12 protein-coding genes, 1 tRNA gene and 2 pseudogenes are annotated in these 15,299 nt (G+C 67.8%); 13 read left to right on the top strand and 2 right to left on the bottom strand.

Annotated features, from left to right (window positions below):
• Positions 1–70 precede the first annotated feature (70 nt).
• The 9 genes and pseudogenes from ald to C1A38_RS22205 all read left to right on the top strand — a co-directional run bounded on the left by ald (position 71) and on the right by C1A38_RS22205 (position 8,721).
• Positions 71–1,186: an alanine dehydrogenase gene (ald, locus tag C1A38_RS22245; protein ID WP_013732863.1), complete on the top strand. Its 1,116-nt coding sequence runs from the start codon at positions 71–73 to the stop codon at positions 1,184–1,186.
• The gene (locus tag C1A38_RS22240; RefSeq protein ID WP_102659694.1) at positions 1,183–2,190 is read left to right on the top strand and encodes a site-specific tyrosine recombinase XerD; all 1,008 of its coding nucleotides are present in this window, start codon (positions 1,183–1,185) and stop codon (positions 2,188–2,190) included. The genes ald and C1A38_RS22240 overlap by 4 nt, the downstream gene beginning before the upstream one ends.
• 179 nt (positions 2,191–2,369) lie before the next feature.
• Positions 2,370–3,293, top strand: coding sequence for a ParA family protein (locus tag C1A38_RS22235; protein ID WP_013732865.1), 924 nt, complete (start codon positions 2,370–2,372; stop codon positions 3,291–3,293).
• A gap of 24 nt (positions 3,294–3,317) precedes the next feature.
• Positions 3,318–4,377, top strand: a pseudogene (locus C1A38_RS22230) (segregation and condensation protein A).
• Between the two features lie 290 nt (positions 4,378–4,667).
• Entirely contained in the window at positions 4,668–5,462 is a 795-nt protein-coding gene (scpB, locus tag C1A38_RS22225) for an SMC-Scp complex subunit ScpB (protein ID WP_353505530.1), read from the top strand.
• Positions 5,449–6,219, top strand: coding sequence for a pseudouridine synthase (locus tag C1A38_RS22220; protein ID WP_102659691.1), 771 nt, complete (start codon positions 5,449–5,451; stop codon positions 6,217–6,219). The genes scpB and C1A38_RS22220 overlap by 14 nt, the downstream gene beginning before the upstream one ends.
• Positions 6,220–6,369: 150 nt before the next feature.
• Positions 6,370–7,050 (top strand): (d)CMP kinase, encoded by a 681-nt coding sequence (gene cmk / locus C1A38_RS22215; RefSeq protein ID WP_102659690.1) that lies wholly within the window; start codon positions 6,370–6,372, stop codon positions 7,048–7,050.
• Positions 7,047–8,450, top strand: coding sequence for a ribosome biogenesis GTPase Der (gene der, locus C1A38_RS22210; RefSeq protein ID WP_102659689.1), 1,404 nt, complete (start codon positions 7,047–7,049; stop codon positions 8,448–8,450). The genes cmk and der overlap by 4 nt, the downstream gene beginning before the upstream one ends.
• A gap of 197 nt (positions 8,451–8,647) precedes the next feature.
• Positions 8,648–8,721, top strand: a tRNA-Pro gene (locus C1A38_RS22205).
• Positions 8,722–8,834: 113 nt separating this feature from the next.
• On the opposite strand, the gene C1A38_RS22200 is transcribed toward C1A38_RS22205, so the two are convergent.
• Entirely contained in the window at positions 8,835–10,016 is a 1,182-nt protein-coding gene (locus tag C1A38_RS22200; protein WP_102659688.1) for a tyrosine-type recombinase/integrase, read from the bottom strand.
• A gap of 210 nt (positions 10,017–10,226) precedes the next feature.
• Here C1A38_RS22200 and C1A38_RS22195 point away from each other — a divergent pair, with 210 nt between their 5' ends.
• Positions 10,227–10,475 carry a hypothetical protein gene (locus C1A38_RS22195; RefSeq protein ID WP_146017595.1) on the top strand — a complete coding sequence of 83 codons (249 nt, stop codon included), beginning with the start codon at positions 10,227–10,229 and terminating at the stop codon, positions 10,473–10,475.
• On the opposite strand, the gene C1A38_RS22190 is transcribed toward C1A38_RS22195, so the two are convergent.
• Positions 10,460–10,723 (bottom strand): helix-turn-helix transcriptional regulator, encoded by a 264-nt coding sequence (locus C1A38_RS22190; RefSeq protein WP_102659713.1) that lies wholly within the window; start codon positions 10,721–10,723, stop codon positions 10,460–10,462. The two genes, C1A38_RS22195 and C1A38_RS22190, sit on opposite strands and share 16 nt — an antisense overlap.
• 311 nt (positions 10,724–11,034) lie before the next feature.
• Between C1A38_RS22190 and C1A38_RS22185 the strand changes: the two genes are divergently transcribed.
• The 3 genes and pseudogenes from C1A38_RS22185 (at position 11,035) to C1A38_RS22175 (ending at position 15,244) form a co-directional block, all read left to right on the top strand.
• Positions 11,035–11,325: a hypothetical protein gene (locus tag C1A38_RS22185; RefSeq protein WP_102659686.1), complete on the top strand. Its 291-nt coding sequence runs from the start codon at positions 11,035–11,037 to the stop codon at positions 11,323–11,325.
• An 86-nt stretch (positions 11,326–11,411) separates the two neighbouring features.
• Positions 11,412–12,193, top strand: a pseudogene (locus tag C1A38_RS22180) (transposase family protein).
• 1,389 nt (positions 12,194–13,582) lie between these two features.
• Entirely contained in the window at positions 13,583–15,244 is a 1,662-nt protein-coding gene (locus C1A38_RS22175; protein WP_102659685.1) for an AAA family ATPase, read from the top strand.
• Positions 15,245–15,299 lie beyond the last annotated feature (55 nt).

Below are 15,299 nucleotides of genomic sequence, written 5' to 3'. Positions count from 1 at the left end.
TGTAGTGGCAAAGGGGCCACCACATGCCGCGTAGTCGGGTTAGCGGTCCGGCGGAGAGAGGGTCTGCATCGTGAAGGTCGGCATTCCCCGCGAGGTCAAGAACCACGAGTACCGGGTGGCGATCACGCCTGCGGGAGTCAACGAGTTCACCCGCAACGGTCACCAGATCTTCGTCGAGGCCGGCGCCGGAGTCGGGTCGAGCATCACCGACGAGGAGTTCGCCGCCGCCGGCGCCAAGATCCTGGACACCGCCGACGAGGTGTGGGAGACCGCGGAACTCGTCCTCAAGGTCAAGGAACCGGTCGCCGAGGAGTACCACCGGATGCGTGAGGGGCAGGTGCTCTTCACCTACCTGCACCTGGCCGCGTCCCCGGACTGCACCCAGGCGCTGCTGGACCGCAAGGTCACCGGCATCGCGTACGAGACGGTGGAGCTGCCCGACCGGTCGCTGCCGCTGCTCGCCCCGATGTCCGAGGTGGCCGGTCGACTCGCCCCGCAGGTCGGCGCCTTCTACCTGATGCGTACCGGCGGGGGTCGGGGAGTGCTGCCCGGCGGCGTCTCCGGCGTCTACGCGGCCAAGACCGTCGTCATCGGCGCCGGTGTCTCCGGCATGAACGCCGCCGCGATCGCGTTGGGCCTGCAGTCCGAGGTGCTGCTGCTGGACATGAACGTCGGCCGGCTGCGGCAGGCCGACGCCATCTACCGGGGCCACCTGCAGACCGTCACCTCCAACGCGTACGAGATCGAGCGGGCGGTGCTGGACGCGGACCTGGTCATCGGCGCGGTGCTGGTGCCCGGCGCGAAGGCCCCCAAGCTCATCTCCAACGAACTGGTCTCCCGGATGAAGCCCGGCAGCGTGCTCGTCGACATCGCGATCGACCAGGGTGGCTGCTTCGAGGACTCGCGGCCCACCACGCACGCCGACCCGGTCTACAAGGTGCACGACTCGATCTTCTACTGCGTGGCGAACATGCCCGGCGCGGTACCGAACACCAGCACGTACGCACTGACCAACGTCACCCTGCCGTACGCGCTGGAGCTGGCCAACCACGGCTGGCGTGAGGCGTCCCGCCGCGATCCGGCGCTGGCGCTGGGCCTGAACACACACGACGGACAGGTCGTGTACGGCCCGGTCGCGGAGGCACACGACCTGCCGACCACCCCGTTGGCCGAGGTGCTGGCCTGACCGGCCGCACCCCGACCGCCGCAGCGGACGGAGCCGGCACGGGCCACCAGCCCGCGCCGGCTCTGCGCCGCGCCCTGCGCGGCTACCTGGACCACCTCACCGTCGAACGTGGCCTGGCCGCGAACACCCTGGTGGCCTACCGCCGGGACCTGGACCGCTACCTCAACAGCCTGGCCGCCGCCGGGGTGAGTGACCTGGCCGCCGTCCCCGCCGGCGAGATCGAACGTCACCTGGCCCGGCTGCGCGCCGGTGACGACGGGCATCCGCCGCTGGCCGCCTCGTCGGCAGCCCGCGCCGCCAGCGCCGTGCGGGGCCTGCACCGGTTCGCGCTGCGCGAGGGCCTCGCCGCCGCCGACCCGAGCCGTGACGTGAGGCCGCCCACCCCGCCGCGCCGGCTGCCGCGCGCCCTGTCGCTGGACGACGTGGTCCGACTGTTGGACGCCGCCGGGCCGGTGCAGGCGGCCGGGGACACCGCGCCGCTCGCGCTGCGTGACCGGGCGCTGCTGGAGTTCCTGTACGGCACCGGCGCCCGCATCTCCGAGACCGTCGGCCTTGCGGTGGACGATGTGGACCTCACCGACGCGGTGGTGCAGCTGCGCGGCAAGGGCGGACGGGACCGCCTGGTGCCCATCGGTGGGTACGCGATGCAGGCGCTGGGCGCCTACCTGGTCCGGGCCCGACCCGGGCTGGTCGCCGCCGGCCGCGGCACCCCGAGGGTCTTCCTCAACTCCCGGGGCGGTCCGTTGACCCGCCAGGGCGCCTGGATGATCCTGCGCCGCGCCGCCGAACGCGCCGGCCTGCCCGTCGACGGACCGCAGGCGGTCTCCCCGCACACGTTGCGCCACTCGTACGCCACCCACCTGCTCGACGGCGGTGCCGACGTGCGGGTGGTGCAGGAGTTGCTGGGGCATGCCTCGGTCACCACCACCCAGGTCTACACTCTGGTCACCGTCGACCGGCTGCGCGAGGTCTACGCCACCGCCCACCCACGTGCCCGCGATTGAGCGGCCCTGGTCGGTGCCGCTGGCCGACACGCCGAGCGGGTGCCGAACGCCCTGCTCGCCGGTGGCGTACAGTCGGCAGCGCAGCCTTGGCGGTGAGATGACCGGGGTGTGCAGCGGCGCCGCAAAGGACGTCGGGCGGCTCCGACGCCGGATGGTCGTCGGGAGGGGGCAACGAGGACATGGCTGGCAACGGTGACCGTGCCGAGACCTGGACGTCGGAGCTCCGCGAACAGCAGAATGCCCTCGGTGCGGACCTGGGGCCCGCCGACCCGGCCGCCTACACGATGCGCAAGCCCATCCCCGAGCCGATGCCCACCGACCGGCACGGCCCGGCGCGGATCATCGCGATGGCCAACCAGAAGGGTGGCGTCGGCAAGACCACCACGACCATCAACCTGGGTGCCGCCCTGGCCGAGTACGGCCGCAAGGTGCTGCTCGTCGACTTCGACCCGCAGGGCGCCCTCTCGGTCGGCCTGGGGGTCAACCCGCACAACCTGGACCTGTCGGTCTACAACCTGCTGATGCAGGACGACGTCACCGCCGAGGACGTCCTGATCAAGACCGACGTGGCCGGTCTGCACCTGCTGCCCGCCAACATCGACCTCTCCGCCGCCGAGATTCAACTGGTCAACGAGGTCGCCCGGGAGATGGCCCTGGCGCGGGTGCTCCGCAGCGTCCGCAAGGAGTACGACTACATCCTGATCGACTGCCAGCCCTCCCTGGGTCTGCTGGCGATCAACGCGTTGACCGTCGCGCACGGCGTGCTCATCCCGCTGGAGTGCGAGTTCTTCAGCCTGCGCGGGGTGGCGCTGCTGCTGGACACCATCGACAAGGTCCGCGAGCGGCTCAACTTCGACCTGGAACTCGAAGGCATCCTCGCGACCATGTACGACAGCCGCACCACCCACTGCCGGCAGGTGCTGCAACGGGTGGTGGAGGCCTTCGGCGACAAGGTCTACCAGACGGTGATCACCAAGACCGTGAAGTTCCCCGAGTCCACCGTCGCCGGCGCCCCGATCACCACCCTCGACCCGGCCTCCTCCGGAGCCCGCAACTACCGCCAGCTCGCCCGCGAGGTGATCGCCGCGCAGGCGGAGCGGTAGGCTCCGCAATCCCGTGGCCAGGCCGTGGACTACGGTCGTCGGCGTGACCGCCCCGCCCCTCGACCCCGCCGCTGCGGACGACCAGACGCCGGTGGCCGATCCGGACGCGGTCGACGGTGCCGACACCGGCAAGTTCACCGTACGGCTGGCCAACTTCACCGGCCCGTTCGACCTGCTGCTGCAACTGATCGGCAAGCACAAGCTGGACGTCACCGAAGTCGCCCTGCACCAGGTCACCGACGAGTTCATCGCCTACATCCGGGCCATGGGTGACGACTGGGACCTCGACGAGGCCAGCGAGTTCCTGCTCATCGCCGCCACCCTGCTCGACCTGAAAGCCGCCCGGCTGCTGCCCTCCGCCGAGGTGGAGAACGAGGAGGACCTCGCCCTGCTGGAGGCGCGGGACCTGCTCTTCGCCCGGCTGCTGCAGTACAAGGCGTACAAGGAGGCGGCGGCGCACATCGCCGCGCTGGAGGAGGTCGGCGGACGCCGCTACCCGCGCGCGGTGACCCTGGAACCCCGCTTCGCCGAAGCCCTGCCCGACCTGGTGCTCGGCATCGGCCCGCAACGCCTGCTCAAGCTGGCCGTGAAGGCGATGACCCCGAAACCGATCCCCGAGGTCTCCATCGCCCACGTGCACATGGTCCGGGTCAGTGTCCGGGAACACGCCGGGATCATCGCCGAACGACTGCGCCGCGCCGGCACCGCCACCTTCTCCCTGCTCTGCGCCGACTGCGAGGCCACCCTGGAGGTGGTGGCCCGCTTCCTCGCCCTGCTGGAGCTGTACCGGCAGGGTGTGGTGGCCTTCGTGCAGGAACAGGCGTTGGAGGAGCTGACCGTACGCTGGACCGGACCCGCCGACGGCGGACCGGCGCTGACCATCGACGAGTACGCCGGCGCCCCCGCCGAGCCGGCCGAGAACCCGGCGGCACCGGCCGCTGACACGGATCCGGAACCCGGGTCAGTCGTCGACACGGATCCGGGGCCCGCGCCGGTGGTCGACACGGTGACGGACTCGGGGGCCGTGTCGGGAAGCGAAGCAGGCACGGACGGGACGGCAACGAGGCAGGAGCACGCCGGATGAGTCACGAGGAACGCCGGGATTCGCTTGCCGACCAGGCAGCCGCCTGGATCCCACCCTGGCAGCGTCCCGCCCCACCCGCCGAGACCGCCACCACCGTGCCTGCCCAGGCACGGCCTACTGACGATGCTGTCGACGACACGGGTGAGTCCGGCCCGCAGAGCCCGACCGAGCCGCCGCAACAGGACGCCGACGACACCCCGCCGCCGGCTGGCGACGGGCAGGCATCCGACGCCTCGGTGACCCTTCCCGCCGGCGAACCGGTTGCCGACGAGCCGGCAGCGGATGCGTCAATGGCGCTTGCGGTCGGTGCACCGGTCGCCGACGAACAGCCGACAGATGCGTCATCGACGCACTCGGTCGGTGAGCCGGGTGCCGACGAACAGGGGACAGATGCGTCGTCGACACTCTCGGTCGGTGCACCGGGTGCCGGCGGGCAGGCGGCCGGTGAGCGGGCCGGGACGGCGGTGGGGGATGCCGGCGGGGCGCGCAAGCAGCGGTCCGGGCGGGCCAGGCCGGCACCCGAGCCGACACCGCTGCTCGACGACACCGAACTGCGGGGCGCGTTGGAGGCGATCCTGCTGGTGGTGGACGAACCCGTCAGCGAGCTGACCCTGGCCCAGGTGCTGGAGCAACCGCCGGAGCGCATCGGCCCGATGCTCGACGACATCGCCGCCGGCTACACCGCCGCCGGACACGGCTTCGACCTGCGGCGGGCGGCCGGTGGCTGGCGGCTGTACACCCGGCCGGAATACGCCAGCTACGTGGAACGCTTCATCCTGGACGGGCAGTCGGTCCGCCTCACCCAGGCCGCCCTGGAGACCCTGGCCGTGGTCGCGTACAAGCAGCCGGTGACCCGGTCGCGGATTTCCGCCATCCGCGGTGTCAACTGCGACGGGGTGATCCGTACCCTGGTCTCCCGGGGGTTGGTCGAAGAGTGTGGCACCGAGTCCGACAGTGGGGCGTACCTCTACCGGACGACCACGATGTTCCTCGAGAAACTCGGCCTCAACAGCCTCGACGACCTGCCGCCGCTGGCCCCGTTCCTCCCCGACGACGTAGAAGAGCTTGCTGATGCCTCGCGATAACCGCACCCCCTCGCCCGACGCACCCGTCTACACCGGCCCGGAACGCCTGCAGAAGGTGCTCGCCGCCGCCGGTGTCGGCTCCCGGCGCGCCTGCGAGGACCTGATCTTCCGGCGGAAGGTGACGGTCAACGGGCGGGTGGCGCAGCTCGGCGACAAGGTCGACCCGGCCACCGCCGTCATCCACGTCAACGGTGAACGACTGCAGGCCGACACCCGGCTGGTGTACCTGGCCATGAACAAGCCCCGCGGGGTGGTCTCCACCATGGCCGACGAGAAGGGCCGCACCGCGCTGGCCGACTTCCTCAACAACCGGGTCGAGCAGCGGGTCTACCACGTCGGGCGGCTCGACGCGGACAGCGAGGGCCTGCTGCTGCTCACCAACGACGGCACCCTCGCGCACCGGCTGATGCACCCCTCCTACGGGGTGCTGAAGACCTACCTGTGTGAGGTGGCCGGGCCGATCCCGCGCAACCTGGGCAAGCGGCTGGCCGCCGGCATCGAGCTGGAGGACGGCCCGGTGAGCGTCGACGCGTTCCGGGTGGTGGACAGTCTGGGGCGTACCGCCCAGGTCGAGCTGAGCCTGCACGAAGGACGCAAACACATCGTCCGGCGGCTGCTCGCCGAGGTCGGGCACCCGGTGAGCCGGCTGGTGCGTACCGCCATCGGGCCGATCCGGCTCGGCGACCTGCGCAGCGGGCGGACCCGACGGCTGACCAACGCGGAGGTCGCCGCCCTGTTCAAGGCCGTGGGTGACTGACCGCGCGGTCGCGGGTACCGCTGAGGGTAGGCTCGCGGACGGCCCGGCGGGCCGTGGGGTTCGGCGCCGGGCATGATGGGACATGTGTGTCAACCGCTTGCGTGACGTCGATGACGGCGGACCGTGAGGTACGGGCTGAGGAGGACAACGGTGGGAGAAAACATACCGATCGGGCGCTGCGTCGTCGCTGTGGACGGGCCGTCCGGTTCGGGTAAGTCCACCGTGTCGCGACGGCTCGCGACCAGCCTGGGCGCCCGTTACCTGGACACCGGCGCGATGTACCGGGCCATCACCTGGGCGGTGCTGCGCTCCGGTGTCGACCTCAACGACGCGCACGCGGTGGCCAAGGTCGCCGGTGAGGTCGACCTGCGCATCGGCACCGACCCCGAGGGGTACGCCGTCACCGCCGACGGGGTGAACGTCGAGACCGAGATCCGGGGCGCCGACGTGACCGCCGCCGTGTCCGCGGTGGCCGCCGTACCGGCGGTGCGGGCGCTGCTCGTCGCCCGGCAACGCGACATGATCGACAAGGCGGGCCGGATCGTGGTCGAGGGCCGCGACATCGGGTCCGTGGTGGCCCCCGACGCCGACCTGAAGGTCTACCTCACCGCCTCGGCTGCCGCGCGGGCTGCCCGCCGCAGCGCCGAGAACGCCTCCGACGTCGCCGCCACCGCCGCCGACCTGGCCCGGCGTGACCAGCTGGACTCGACCCGCAAGGCCGACCCGCTGGCCCAGGCGGCCGACGCCGTGGTGCTCGACAGCACCGAACTGGGCATCGACGAGGTCGTGGCCCGACTGCGTGAGCTGCTCACCGAGCGGGGCGTGGCGTGAGCAACGACGACGGTTGGGTGGAGCTGCGGGAACCGGACCTCGACATCGAGGAGCCGACCGGCCCGCAGCCGGTGGTTGCCGTGGTCGGCCGGCCCAACGTCGGCAAGTCCACTCTGGTCAACCGGATCATCGGCCGCCGTCAGGCGGTCGTCGAGGACGTACCCGGGGTGACCCGCGACCGGATCCCGTACGACGCGCAGTGGTCCGGCCGGGCCTTCACCGTGGTCGACACCGGCGGCTGGGAACCGGACGCGAAGGACCGGGCCGCCGCGATCGCCGCGCAGGCCGAGACGGCCGTGGCCACCGCCGACGTGGTGGTGTTCGTGGTCGACGCGACGGTGGGCTCCACCGACGTCGACGAGGCGGCGGTGAAGATGCTGCGGCGCAGCGCCAAACCGGTCATCCTGGTCGCCAACAAGGCCGACAACGCCAACATCGAGCTGGAGGCCACCTCGCTGTGGTCACTCGGCCTCGGCGAACCGCACCCGATCTCGGCGCTGCACGGCCGTGGTTCCGGTGACCTGCTCGACGCCATCATGGCCGCGCTGCCCGAGGCACCGAAGATCGTGGAGAACCGCCCGCGCGGCCCACGACGGGTAGCGCTGGTCGGCCGACCCAACGTCGGCAAGTCCAGCCTGCTCAACCGCTTCTCCGGCGAGGAACGCGCGGTGGTCGACTCGGTCGCCGGCACCACCGTCGACCCGGTGGACAGCCTGGTCACCATCGGCGGCGAGACCTGGCACCTGGTGGACACCGCCGGCCTACGCAAGCGGGTCGGCAAGGCCAGCGGCACCGAGTACTACGCCAGCCTGCGTACCGCCGCCGCGATCGAAGCGGCCGAGGTGGCGGTGGTGCTGCTCGACTCCAGCGAGCCGATCAGCGAACAGGACCAGCGGATCCTGTCCATGGTCACCGAGGCCGGCCGGGCCATGGTCATCGCCTTCAACAAGTGGGACCTGGTCGACGCCGACCGTCGGTACTACCTGGACAAGGAGATCGACCGGGAACTGCGCCGCATCCCGTGGGCGATCCGGCTGAACCTGTCGGCGATGACCGGTCGGGCCGTCGACAAGCTCGCCGCCGCCCTGCACCGGGCGTTGGACAGCTGGGAGACGCGCATCCCCACCGCGCAGCTCAACGCCTGGCTCACCGCCCTGGTCCAGGCCACCCCGCACCCCGTACGTGGGGGACGGGCACCGCGGATCCTGTTCGCCACTCAGGCCGGCGTGGCTCCGCCACGGTTCGTGCTGTTCACCACCGGCCCGCTGGACGCCGGCTACCAACGCTTCGTCGAGCGCAAGCTGCGCGAGGAGTTCGGCTTCGAGGGCAGCCCCATCGAGATCTCGGTACGCCCCCGCAAGAAGCTCGGCCCCGGCGGCCGAGGCAAAGCACACGGCTGACCTAGCTTCCCGGGCCCAGGTGAGAGGCTGCTTGCCCTCCCACCTGGGCCCGCCCTCTTCACCCTCCTTCCTAGGACGCTTTAGGGGTGATGACCTGTCCGGCTCAGAGAGTCCGGTGGGGGTGGGGGCTGTGCGACGGATGGGAGAAGCTGCGCTAAGCTGTACCGGCTGCCGCGGGCAAGGTCCGGCGGTAGCAACGGGACGTGGCGCAGCTTGGTAGCGCACTTGACTGGGGGTCAAGGGGTCGTCGGTTCGAATCCGGCCGTCCCGACAGGGTTTCAGCAGGTCAAGGCCTTGATTCACTTCGGTGAGTCGGGGCCTTCTTGCTGTTCCGTCTCACAATTCATCACGTACGCCTGTACTGCTGGGATCCGGGCGTAGAAGTCACCCGAACAGGCCTGATTCGAGGTGCTCGGCTGCCAGTTTCAGGTGGCTGTTGTCCGGGTGGACGTAGACCCGCTTGGCGAGGGTGCCGCCGTCCGCGTGGCCGGCCCAGGCCGCCAGCACGACATCGGGCACGCCGACTCCGGCCAGGTAGGTCAGGCAGGCGTGCCGCGCGTCGTACGGCCGGACCTTGCGTACGCCGACCTTGGCCATCAGTTCGTACACCCGGCGGCGGAGCCAGTCGGTCCGCTGCGGCTGGCCGAGTTCGTCGACCAAGACGTAGCCGCTGTCGACGTAGGCGTTGCCAGCTTTCAGGCGCTCCTTCTTCTGCAGGGTGTGGAAGGCCTTCAGCGCCTTCGTTACAGTTGCCGGCATTGGTAGGCCGCGTTTGCCGGCCGCCGACTTGGCCTCCTTCTCCTCGATCTCGCCGTCGACGAGCGTCCGGGTGTTCTCCCCGGCTGCGATCGTGCCGGCCTCGAAGTCGACATCGGACCAGCGCAGGCCGCACACCTCGGCCGGTCGTAGGCCCATCAGCGACAGCAGACAGACGGCGTACAGGCGTTCGCCCGTGATGCCGGTCAGGAACGTCTTCACCTCCTCCTGGGTCCACGGCTTGCGCTCCGCCCGTGCCTCGGCGGCGGCCTTCGCCGCCGCCCTGGGGATGGTGACGAACGCTGCGACGTTGCGGACCACGAGCTGACGGCGGACCGCGACGTTCAGCGCGGTCCGGAGGCGGCCGAGCGTCAGCCGCACCGATCGGACACCCAGGCCCGTTCCCGGTTTGCCGCCGCGTTTCCGGCGCTCCGTCAGCATCCAGTCGACCAACGCCTCGATGTCGGCCTCGGTGATGTCCTGGAGTGGCTGTCCGCCGAGACGCGCCCGGACCGGCAGGAGCGCGTCCCGGTAGTTGGCGGCGGTGGCCTTCTCCACGTCGCGGGTGGCCGACGTCAACCACTCGTCGAGGAACTCGTCCACCGTGATCTTGCCGGGTTTGACGTACGTGCCGCGGTCGGTCTCGTGCTTGATCCGGGCGTATTCGGCCCTGGCTTCCTTCTTGGTGTCGAAGGTGTACGTCCGCTGGTCCCGGCGTCCGTCCGGCTTGCGTCCGACGTCAATGACGAACCGGTAGCGGGCCTTGCCGCTGCGAAGAGTGATCTTCTTGATCGGGTCCGACGTACTCACGCTGGTCGTGCTCCTTCCGTTGAGGGATGCGCCGCTGCTCTGGCGTCAACGCCTGAGACAGCATCACGTACGAATTGATGGCACCTCTGTCCGGTACCTAATATGGGTACCGAGGTTGCCTGTATGGTGGCGGATGGTGATAGGCGATGTGGGTGTGGGAACCTCGACTCGTTATCCAGCCGTGTGAGCCGCTCGTCGAGGAGTTGAGGCATGCCGCGACAGCGTCCTGTCGCCGACAACCTGCCGCCGTTGCCCGCGCGCGAGAAGCGGGATCAGCAGGTCAAGATCAGGCTCACGCCGTCGGAGATTGAGAGGCTGGCGGTGATGCGGCCTGACCTCACGCCGTCCGGGATTCTCGCCTTGCTCGTCGACGACGTGCTCGCCGGGCGCTACCGGCCGGCGTGGGCTGCCGCTGCTCCCGACGAGGCTGAAGCGGGCGGACCTCAGCGGTCGGCGTAGTCGCCTGTCCGGTCCGGAGGATTCTCGCGGTCGGTCTCCTGCCGTTCGACGCCAATGAGCTTGAGCAGGTCCGCCGTGCGCACGCGGTAGGAGGTTCCGATCCGAAGCACCGGGCACGGGAAGGCCCCGCTCTTCGCCAAGTCGTAAGCCTTCGTACGGCCCACGCCGAGAGCGCGAGCGGCGGTCGCGAGATCGACCACTGCGGGTAGTTGGAGTAGCTCGTCCTGGTTGAGAGTGCTGGCGATCATCACCCTGCTCCTTTGGTCGAGGGGAGCGGACGCCGGGGGCGTCTGGCTGGACAGGCACGGTTCGACATGCCTCGACACGACCATCGGGCTCGGGTGTTGCTTGTGGCGCTACCCGTCTCCGTTAGCGGTGTGACCCGGAACGCTGGTAACGCCGTGTTCTTCCCGGCATTCGACGCCGCGCACCATCAGCGAAACGGGTTGACGGCGCCGTAACCGGCAGGAGCGCGTTCGCTTGATGCGAGTTCGGCAGCTTGGTCACGCCGGGTAGGTGATCCCGCGGCCCGTGGGGGCTCACCTAGACTCTCTCGATCGTGGGAGAGACGGTGGTGCTCGGCGAGGTGACGTGCCCGTCAGGAGAGCTTGTCTTGATGGACGGCGGTTACCTGGAGCTGTGGTCCGGAGACCGATCGCCCGACGAAGTTGACGGATCCGAAGACATGCCGGCGTCCGACTTCGAGGTCGTCGGCCCCGATGCGGAGGCCGCAGCGGCATCGTTCGATCGTCAGTCCGGCCGCACGCTGTACGACATCCCGCAGCACGCTATTGACGAATTCACCACGCTGAGCCTTTTTCAACCTGATTTTGCAGGTCAGCGCGGGTAGGCCGGGGCCGCGGATCGATGAGGGCGAGGCTCCAGGTAAGACAGCAAATCGACCAAAACCCGATGCCCCAACCGGGAGCCTCGCCTGTGCTGTCTTACCCGTCCACGATCGCGTTGTCCAGCCGGACCTGAGCTACCTCGCCGACCGCATCCGCAGCCACCGTGAGAAGCGCCGATCCCGCTGGCGGCGCCTCAACCCGGGACGTCAGGCACTGCTCGCCCTGGCCCACCTGCGCAACGGCGACACCTACTCCCGTCTTGCAGCCGGATTCGAGATCGGCGTCAGCACCGCATGGCGGTACGTGCAGGAAGCAATGACCCTGCTCGCGGCAGCATCCGACGACCTGGCCGCCGCCATGCACCGGATCCGCAGGCTGGCGTACGCGATCCTGGACGGCACGCTGATCCCGATCGACCGAGTCGCCGACCAACGGCCCTACTACTCGGGCAAACATAAGCGGCATGGGGTGAATGTGCAGGTCATCGCCGATGCGGCTGGCCGGCTCGTCTGGGTTGCACCCGCGCTGCCGGGCGCGGTGCACGACCTGACCGCAGCCCGGGCCCACGGCATCATCGACGCGCTTACCAGCGCGGACGTGATGACCTTCGCCGACAAGGGCTATCAAGGTGCCCACGGCAGCGTGCGCACTCCGTTCAAGCGGCGCCGCTTCCGGCCGAAGCTGTCACGCCGGCAAAAGACGGTGAACCGGGCCCACGCGAAGATCCGCGCCCGCGGCGAACGCGCGATCGCCACCCTCAAGACCTGGAAGATCCTCGCCAAGCTGCGTTGTTGCCCGCGCCGGGCTACCACGATCGTGCAGGCCATCCTCGTGCTGCACCACGTCGAAGCCAACCGCTACACAGGATGAAAAAGGCTGAGTAATCAGGATGGGGCCACGGCGACGGCGGCGCCTTGATCAACCGGTGCCGGGCGCGCCATCAAGGTAGCCCAACGACATCCTTGTACCTGATCTGGTCTGCGAAGAAGGTTCCTTCGTAGTTTTCGTCGTTTGGTGCGGCCATGAGTGTCTGGAAGACATCCCTGTCTGTCGCGCGTCGTTCCCATGCGTTTGCGATGGTCTCCATTCTTGCCCAGTGAAGCGGGCCAAACTCAAACGCTGATGCATTCGCATCATCGGAAAGTTCTCTGAGGGTGCGCCTTGCGCGAAAGAGTGAGTCACGTGTGCCGCCGAGGAGGAGGAGCAAGCCATCGGCGGTTCCGGTCGCAGCTACAGTAGTTCTCTGCCGCGAGCGCTACCGCCCATCCGGTTCCAAAGTGGCCGGCGGCCGTGAAGAAGGCGGTATTTTTCGATCAGCTGACCCTCGATTTCTACTGCGCTTTCCAGCCCGCTCGTCTCATGTGAGGCGAATCCAGCGGGATACTCTTCATCATAGTCCGCGCGCGCCTGTATTTGCCTCTCTCTCGATGGGTGTCAACCTGCGCCAATGTGGATTGCACTAAAGCAGGAAAAACCCAGGCGAGGATGCTCACTGAACCATCTGCGGATTTGTTCGCGCTTGCAGCCGTTTGCTGGGAACGAGATTAGACCGGCATGCTGAGCGAAACGCTCCGATAAGTCGCGTGCGAGCCCGATGTACAGGAGATGGCAACCACGGCCGCACCTCCCGCGGATCAGGGTCGTAAAAGGCATACACACCGACGCTCGCCCAGCCGTAGGTATCACGCGGGGAGCACAAGTCCTCGATCGCCGCATGAACGGCCGCACGCTCGTCCGGTTGAAAGACGTCATGGAGAACAGTGCCGAACATGGATCCAAGTCTCGCAGAGCCGGCAAGAGCCGGCGACGGAGAGACGATCTTGATCGGCGAGCATGGACCCGGTTGGGAGCCCATAGGTCCCTATCGGCTGTGTCAGCCATACCCGTACGGCCCGGCTGGTAGGGGCGATTACCAGGCGGGATCGGGTCGATTTGCGTAGTCATCAGATCGGCCAGCTGAGGATCGGGGCGCGTCGGAGAAGATTGACATGCCGTGTGTTGGAGGTCCGGTCGATGGCCGGTCCTTGCTGGCGCCCCGACGAGGACGGCGTTTCCGCCCAAGGTGATCGACCAGAACTGGCTGTAGGCGGAGTTCGGTGGCGAGTTATTCGATTTCCGACATTACCGGCGTCCACGAGCTGGAGCGCTTCCGACAAGAGCTAGCAGCGCCAAGGGAGTGAACGATCTTGGGTACCTCGGCGCACCCTTGGTGGCATATGCTGACACCTGCATCGCGTTGCGGAAGATCGTGAGGACCACATGCCCCTCTCTGCACTGACGATTAAGAACTTCCGCAGCGTGTGCGGCGAATGGAAGTTGCCCTTGATCAAGGGCAAGCGCCCGGCATCGCTCCTACTCATCGGCGAGAACGGCACTGGCAAGTCCACGGTGGCGGATGCCCTCGAATTTGCGCTTCAAGGTCCGGGTCGCGTCGTGACGTGGCGCAACATCTATGCGGACCAGGCTGAGGAATCCTGGTGTAAGGTCGACTTCCTGCCCCCTGGACAAGCGGTAGTCCGACCGAATAGGTCGGAAAGCCGGAGTTCCGCTTCAACGCCACCCGACCCCCGCTTCGCGCGCAGCAATTTCGTTATTCGGAGACGTGAATTGGAGCGCTTCTCGTCTTTGCCGGACAAAGAACGATCCGAGCTCTTGGCGGGATTCCTGAGATTCAACGAAACCGCACGGATTGAAAGCGACCCAGAGCGCTTGAACCTTGTAGGGCAACTGGTTGCACTAAAGGGCCGGAGGGATGCGGCTCTGCGCCGGATCGCCCTCTCCGAAGGCCTGAAAGAGGATGAGGAGCCCCGTACTGAGAAACAGTTCGAAAAGTTCGTCCTCATAAGACGCGGCGGATCGCCGGGGATGTCGCGATCGGAACGCAAGGCGCTTCCCGCGCTGCCCTCCGCGCTCAATGCATTAGTTAAGCAAGTCAGATCGTTGAACGCTGAAATTGGTGCCACCCAACGAAAGTTTTACGGCGTCAACCGAGGCCTCCGAGCGTCTCATCTGGCAGAGGAACTGGCTAGAGTCAGCGACGATGTCACTAACGCTTTCTTGGCCCTCGCCCCTCAAGGTCAAGGTGTTCGCAGCGTCTCTTTCCAAGTGGGAGGGGAGGCGTCCCCGGCAATTACCATACAAGCCGAGTTTGAGAATGGACTCAAACTATCTCCCTTCAAGGTGCTAAGCGAGGCCGGCCTCGACCTGTTGGCCTTGCTCACCTTCACCAGCCTGGTAAAGGAGGCCTCGCGTCACGGACAAGAGAAGTTGCTCGTTTTGGACGACGTGTTCAGCAGCGCTGATGCGTCTCTACGCGCTCGGTTCGCTGAATACCTCTTCCGTGAGTACGCGGACTGGCAGATCGTGGCCATCTTCCACGACAGGCTCTGGTTTGAGCAGTTCCGACGGGCTGCCCTTAATGCCGACCATCCGACGCTTAGCCTTCAGTTTGGCCCTCGCCGGTTCGCACTGCCACCGCTTGTGTACGAAGTGCCGGCCAACTCCTCCGTTCGCCTCAGGAATCAGCTTGCAGATCCGGCAGTCGCCCCTCAAGATTTGGCCTCTACTGCAGGCTACCTCCTGGAGACTGTTTGCGAGCATCTCTCGTTGAGTCTGAGTATCAAGGTCGGGCGGAAACTCGATGACGCCTACACTATTGGCGACCTTTGGCCTGGGATACTTTCTGCACTAGAAGGAACTGGCGCTGAAGCGTCCGCTAAACGTGTTCAAGCTGTCGTGCATCTTCGCAACTTAGTGGGCGCACACTTTATGAAGTGGGCACAAGGAATTTCGTTTGACGAGTGCCGAGACTTCGCTGAGGCCGTGCTGGATTTTTGGGATCACACCTACTGTCCCAAGTGCGATCAATTCATCCGGAGGAAGCGAGGACGCTGCACCTGCCCGTGCCAAGAACTGAGCTAGCCTCGATGATTCGTGCCTGACGCCGGCTCCTTCGGCCCGGCGGAGCTGATCGTTG

The sequence above is a fragment of the Verrucosispora sp. ts21 genome (assembly GCF_002879555.1).
In the GTDB taxonomy this organism is placed as follows: domain Bacteria; phylum Actinomycetota; class Actinomycetes; order Mycobacteriales; family Micromonosporaceae; genus Micromonospora; species Micromonospora gifhornensis.
The sequence above is the reverse complement of the archived record's forward strand: the minus strand, read 5'-3'. Positions and strand labels throughout refer to the sequence as shown.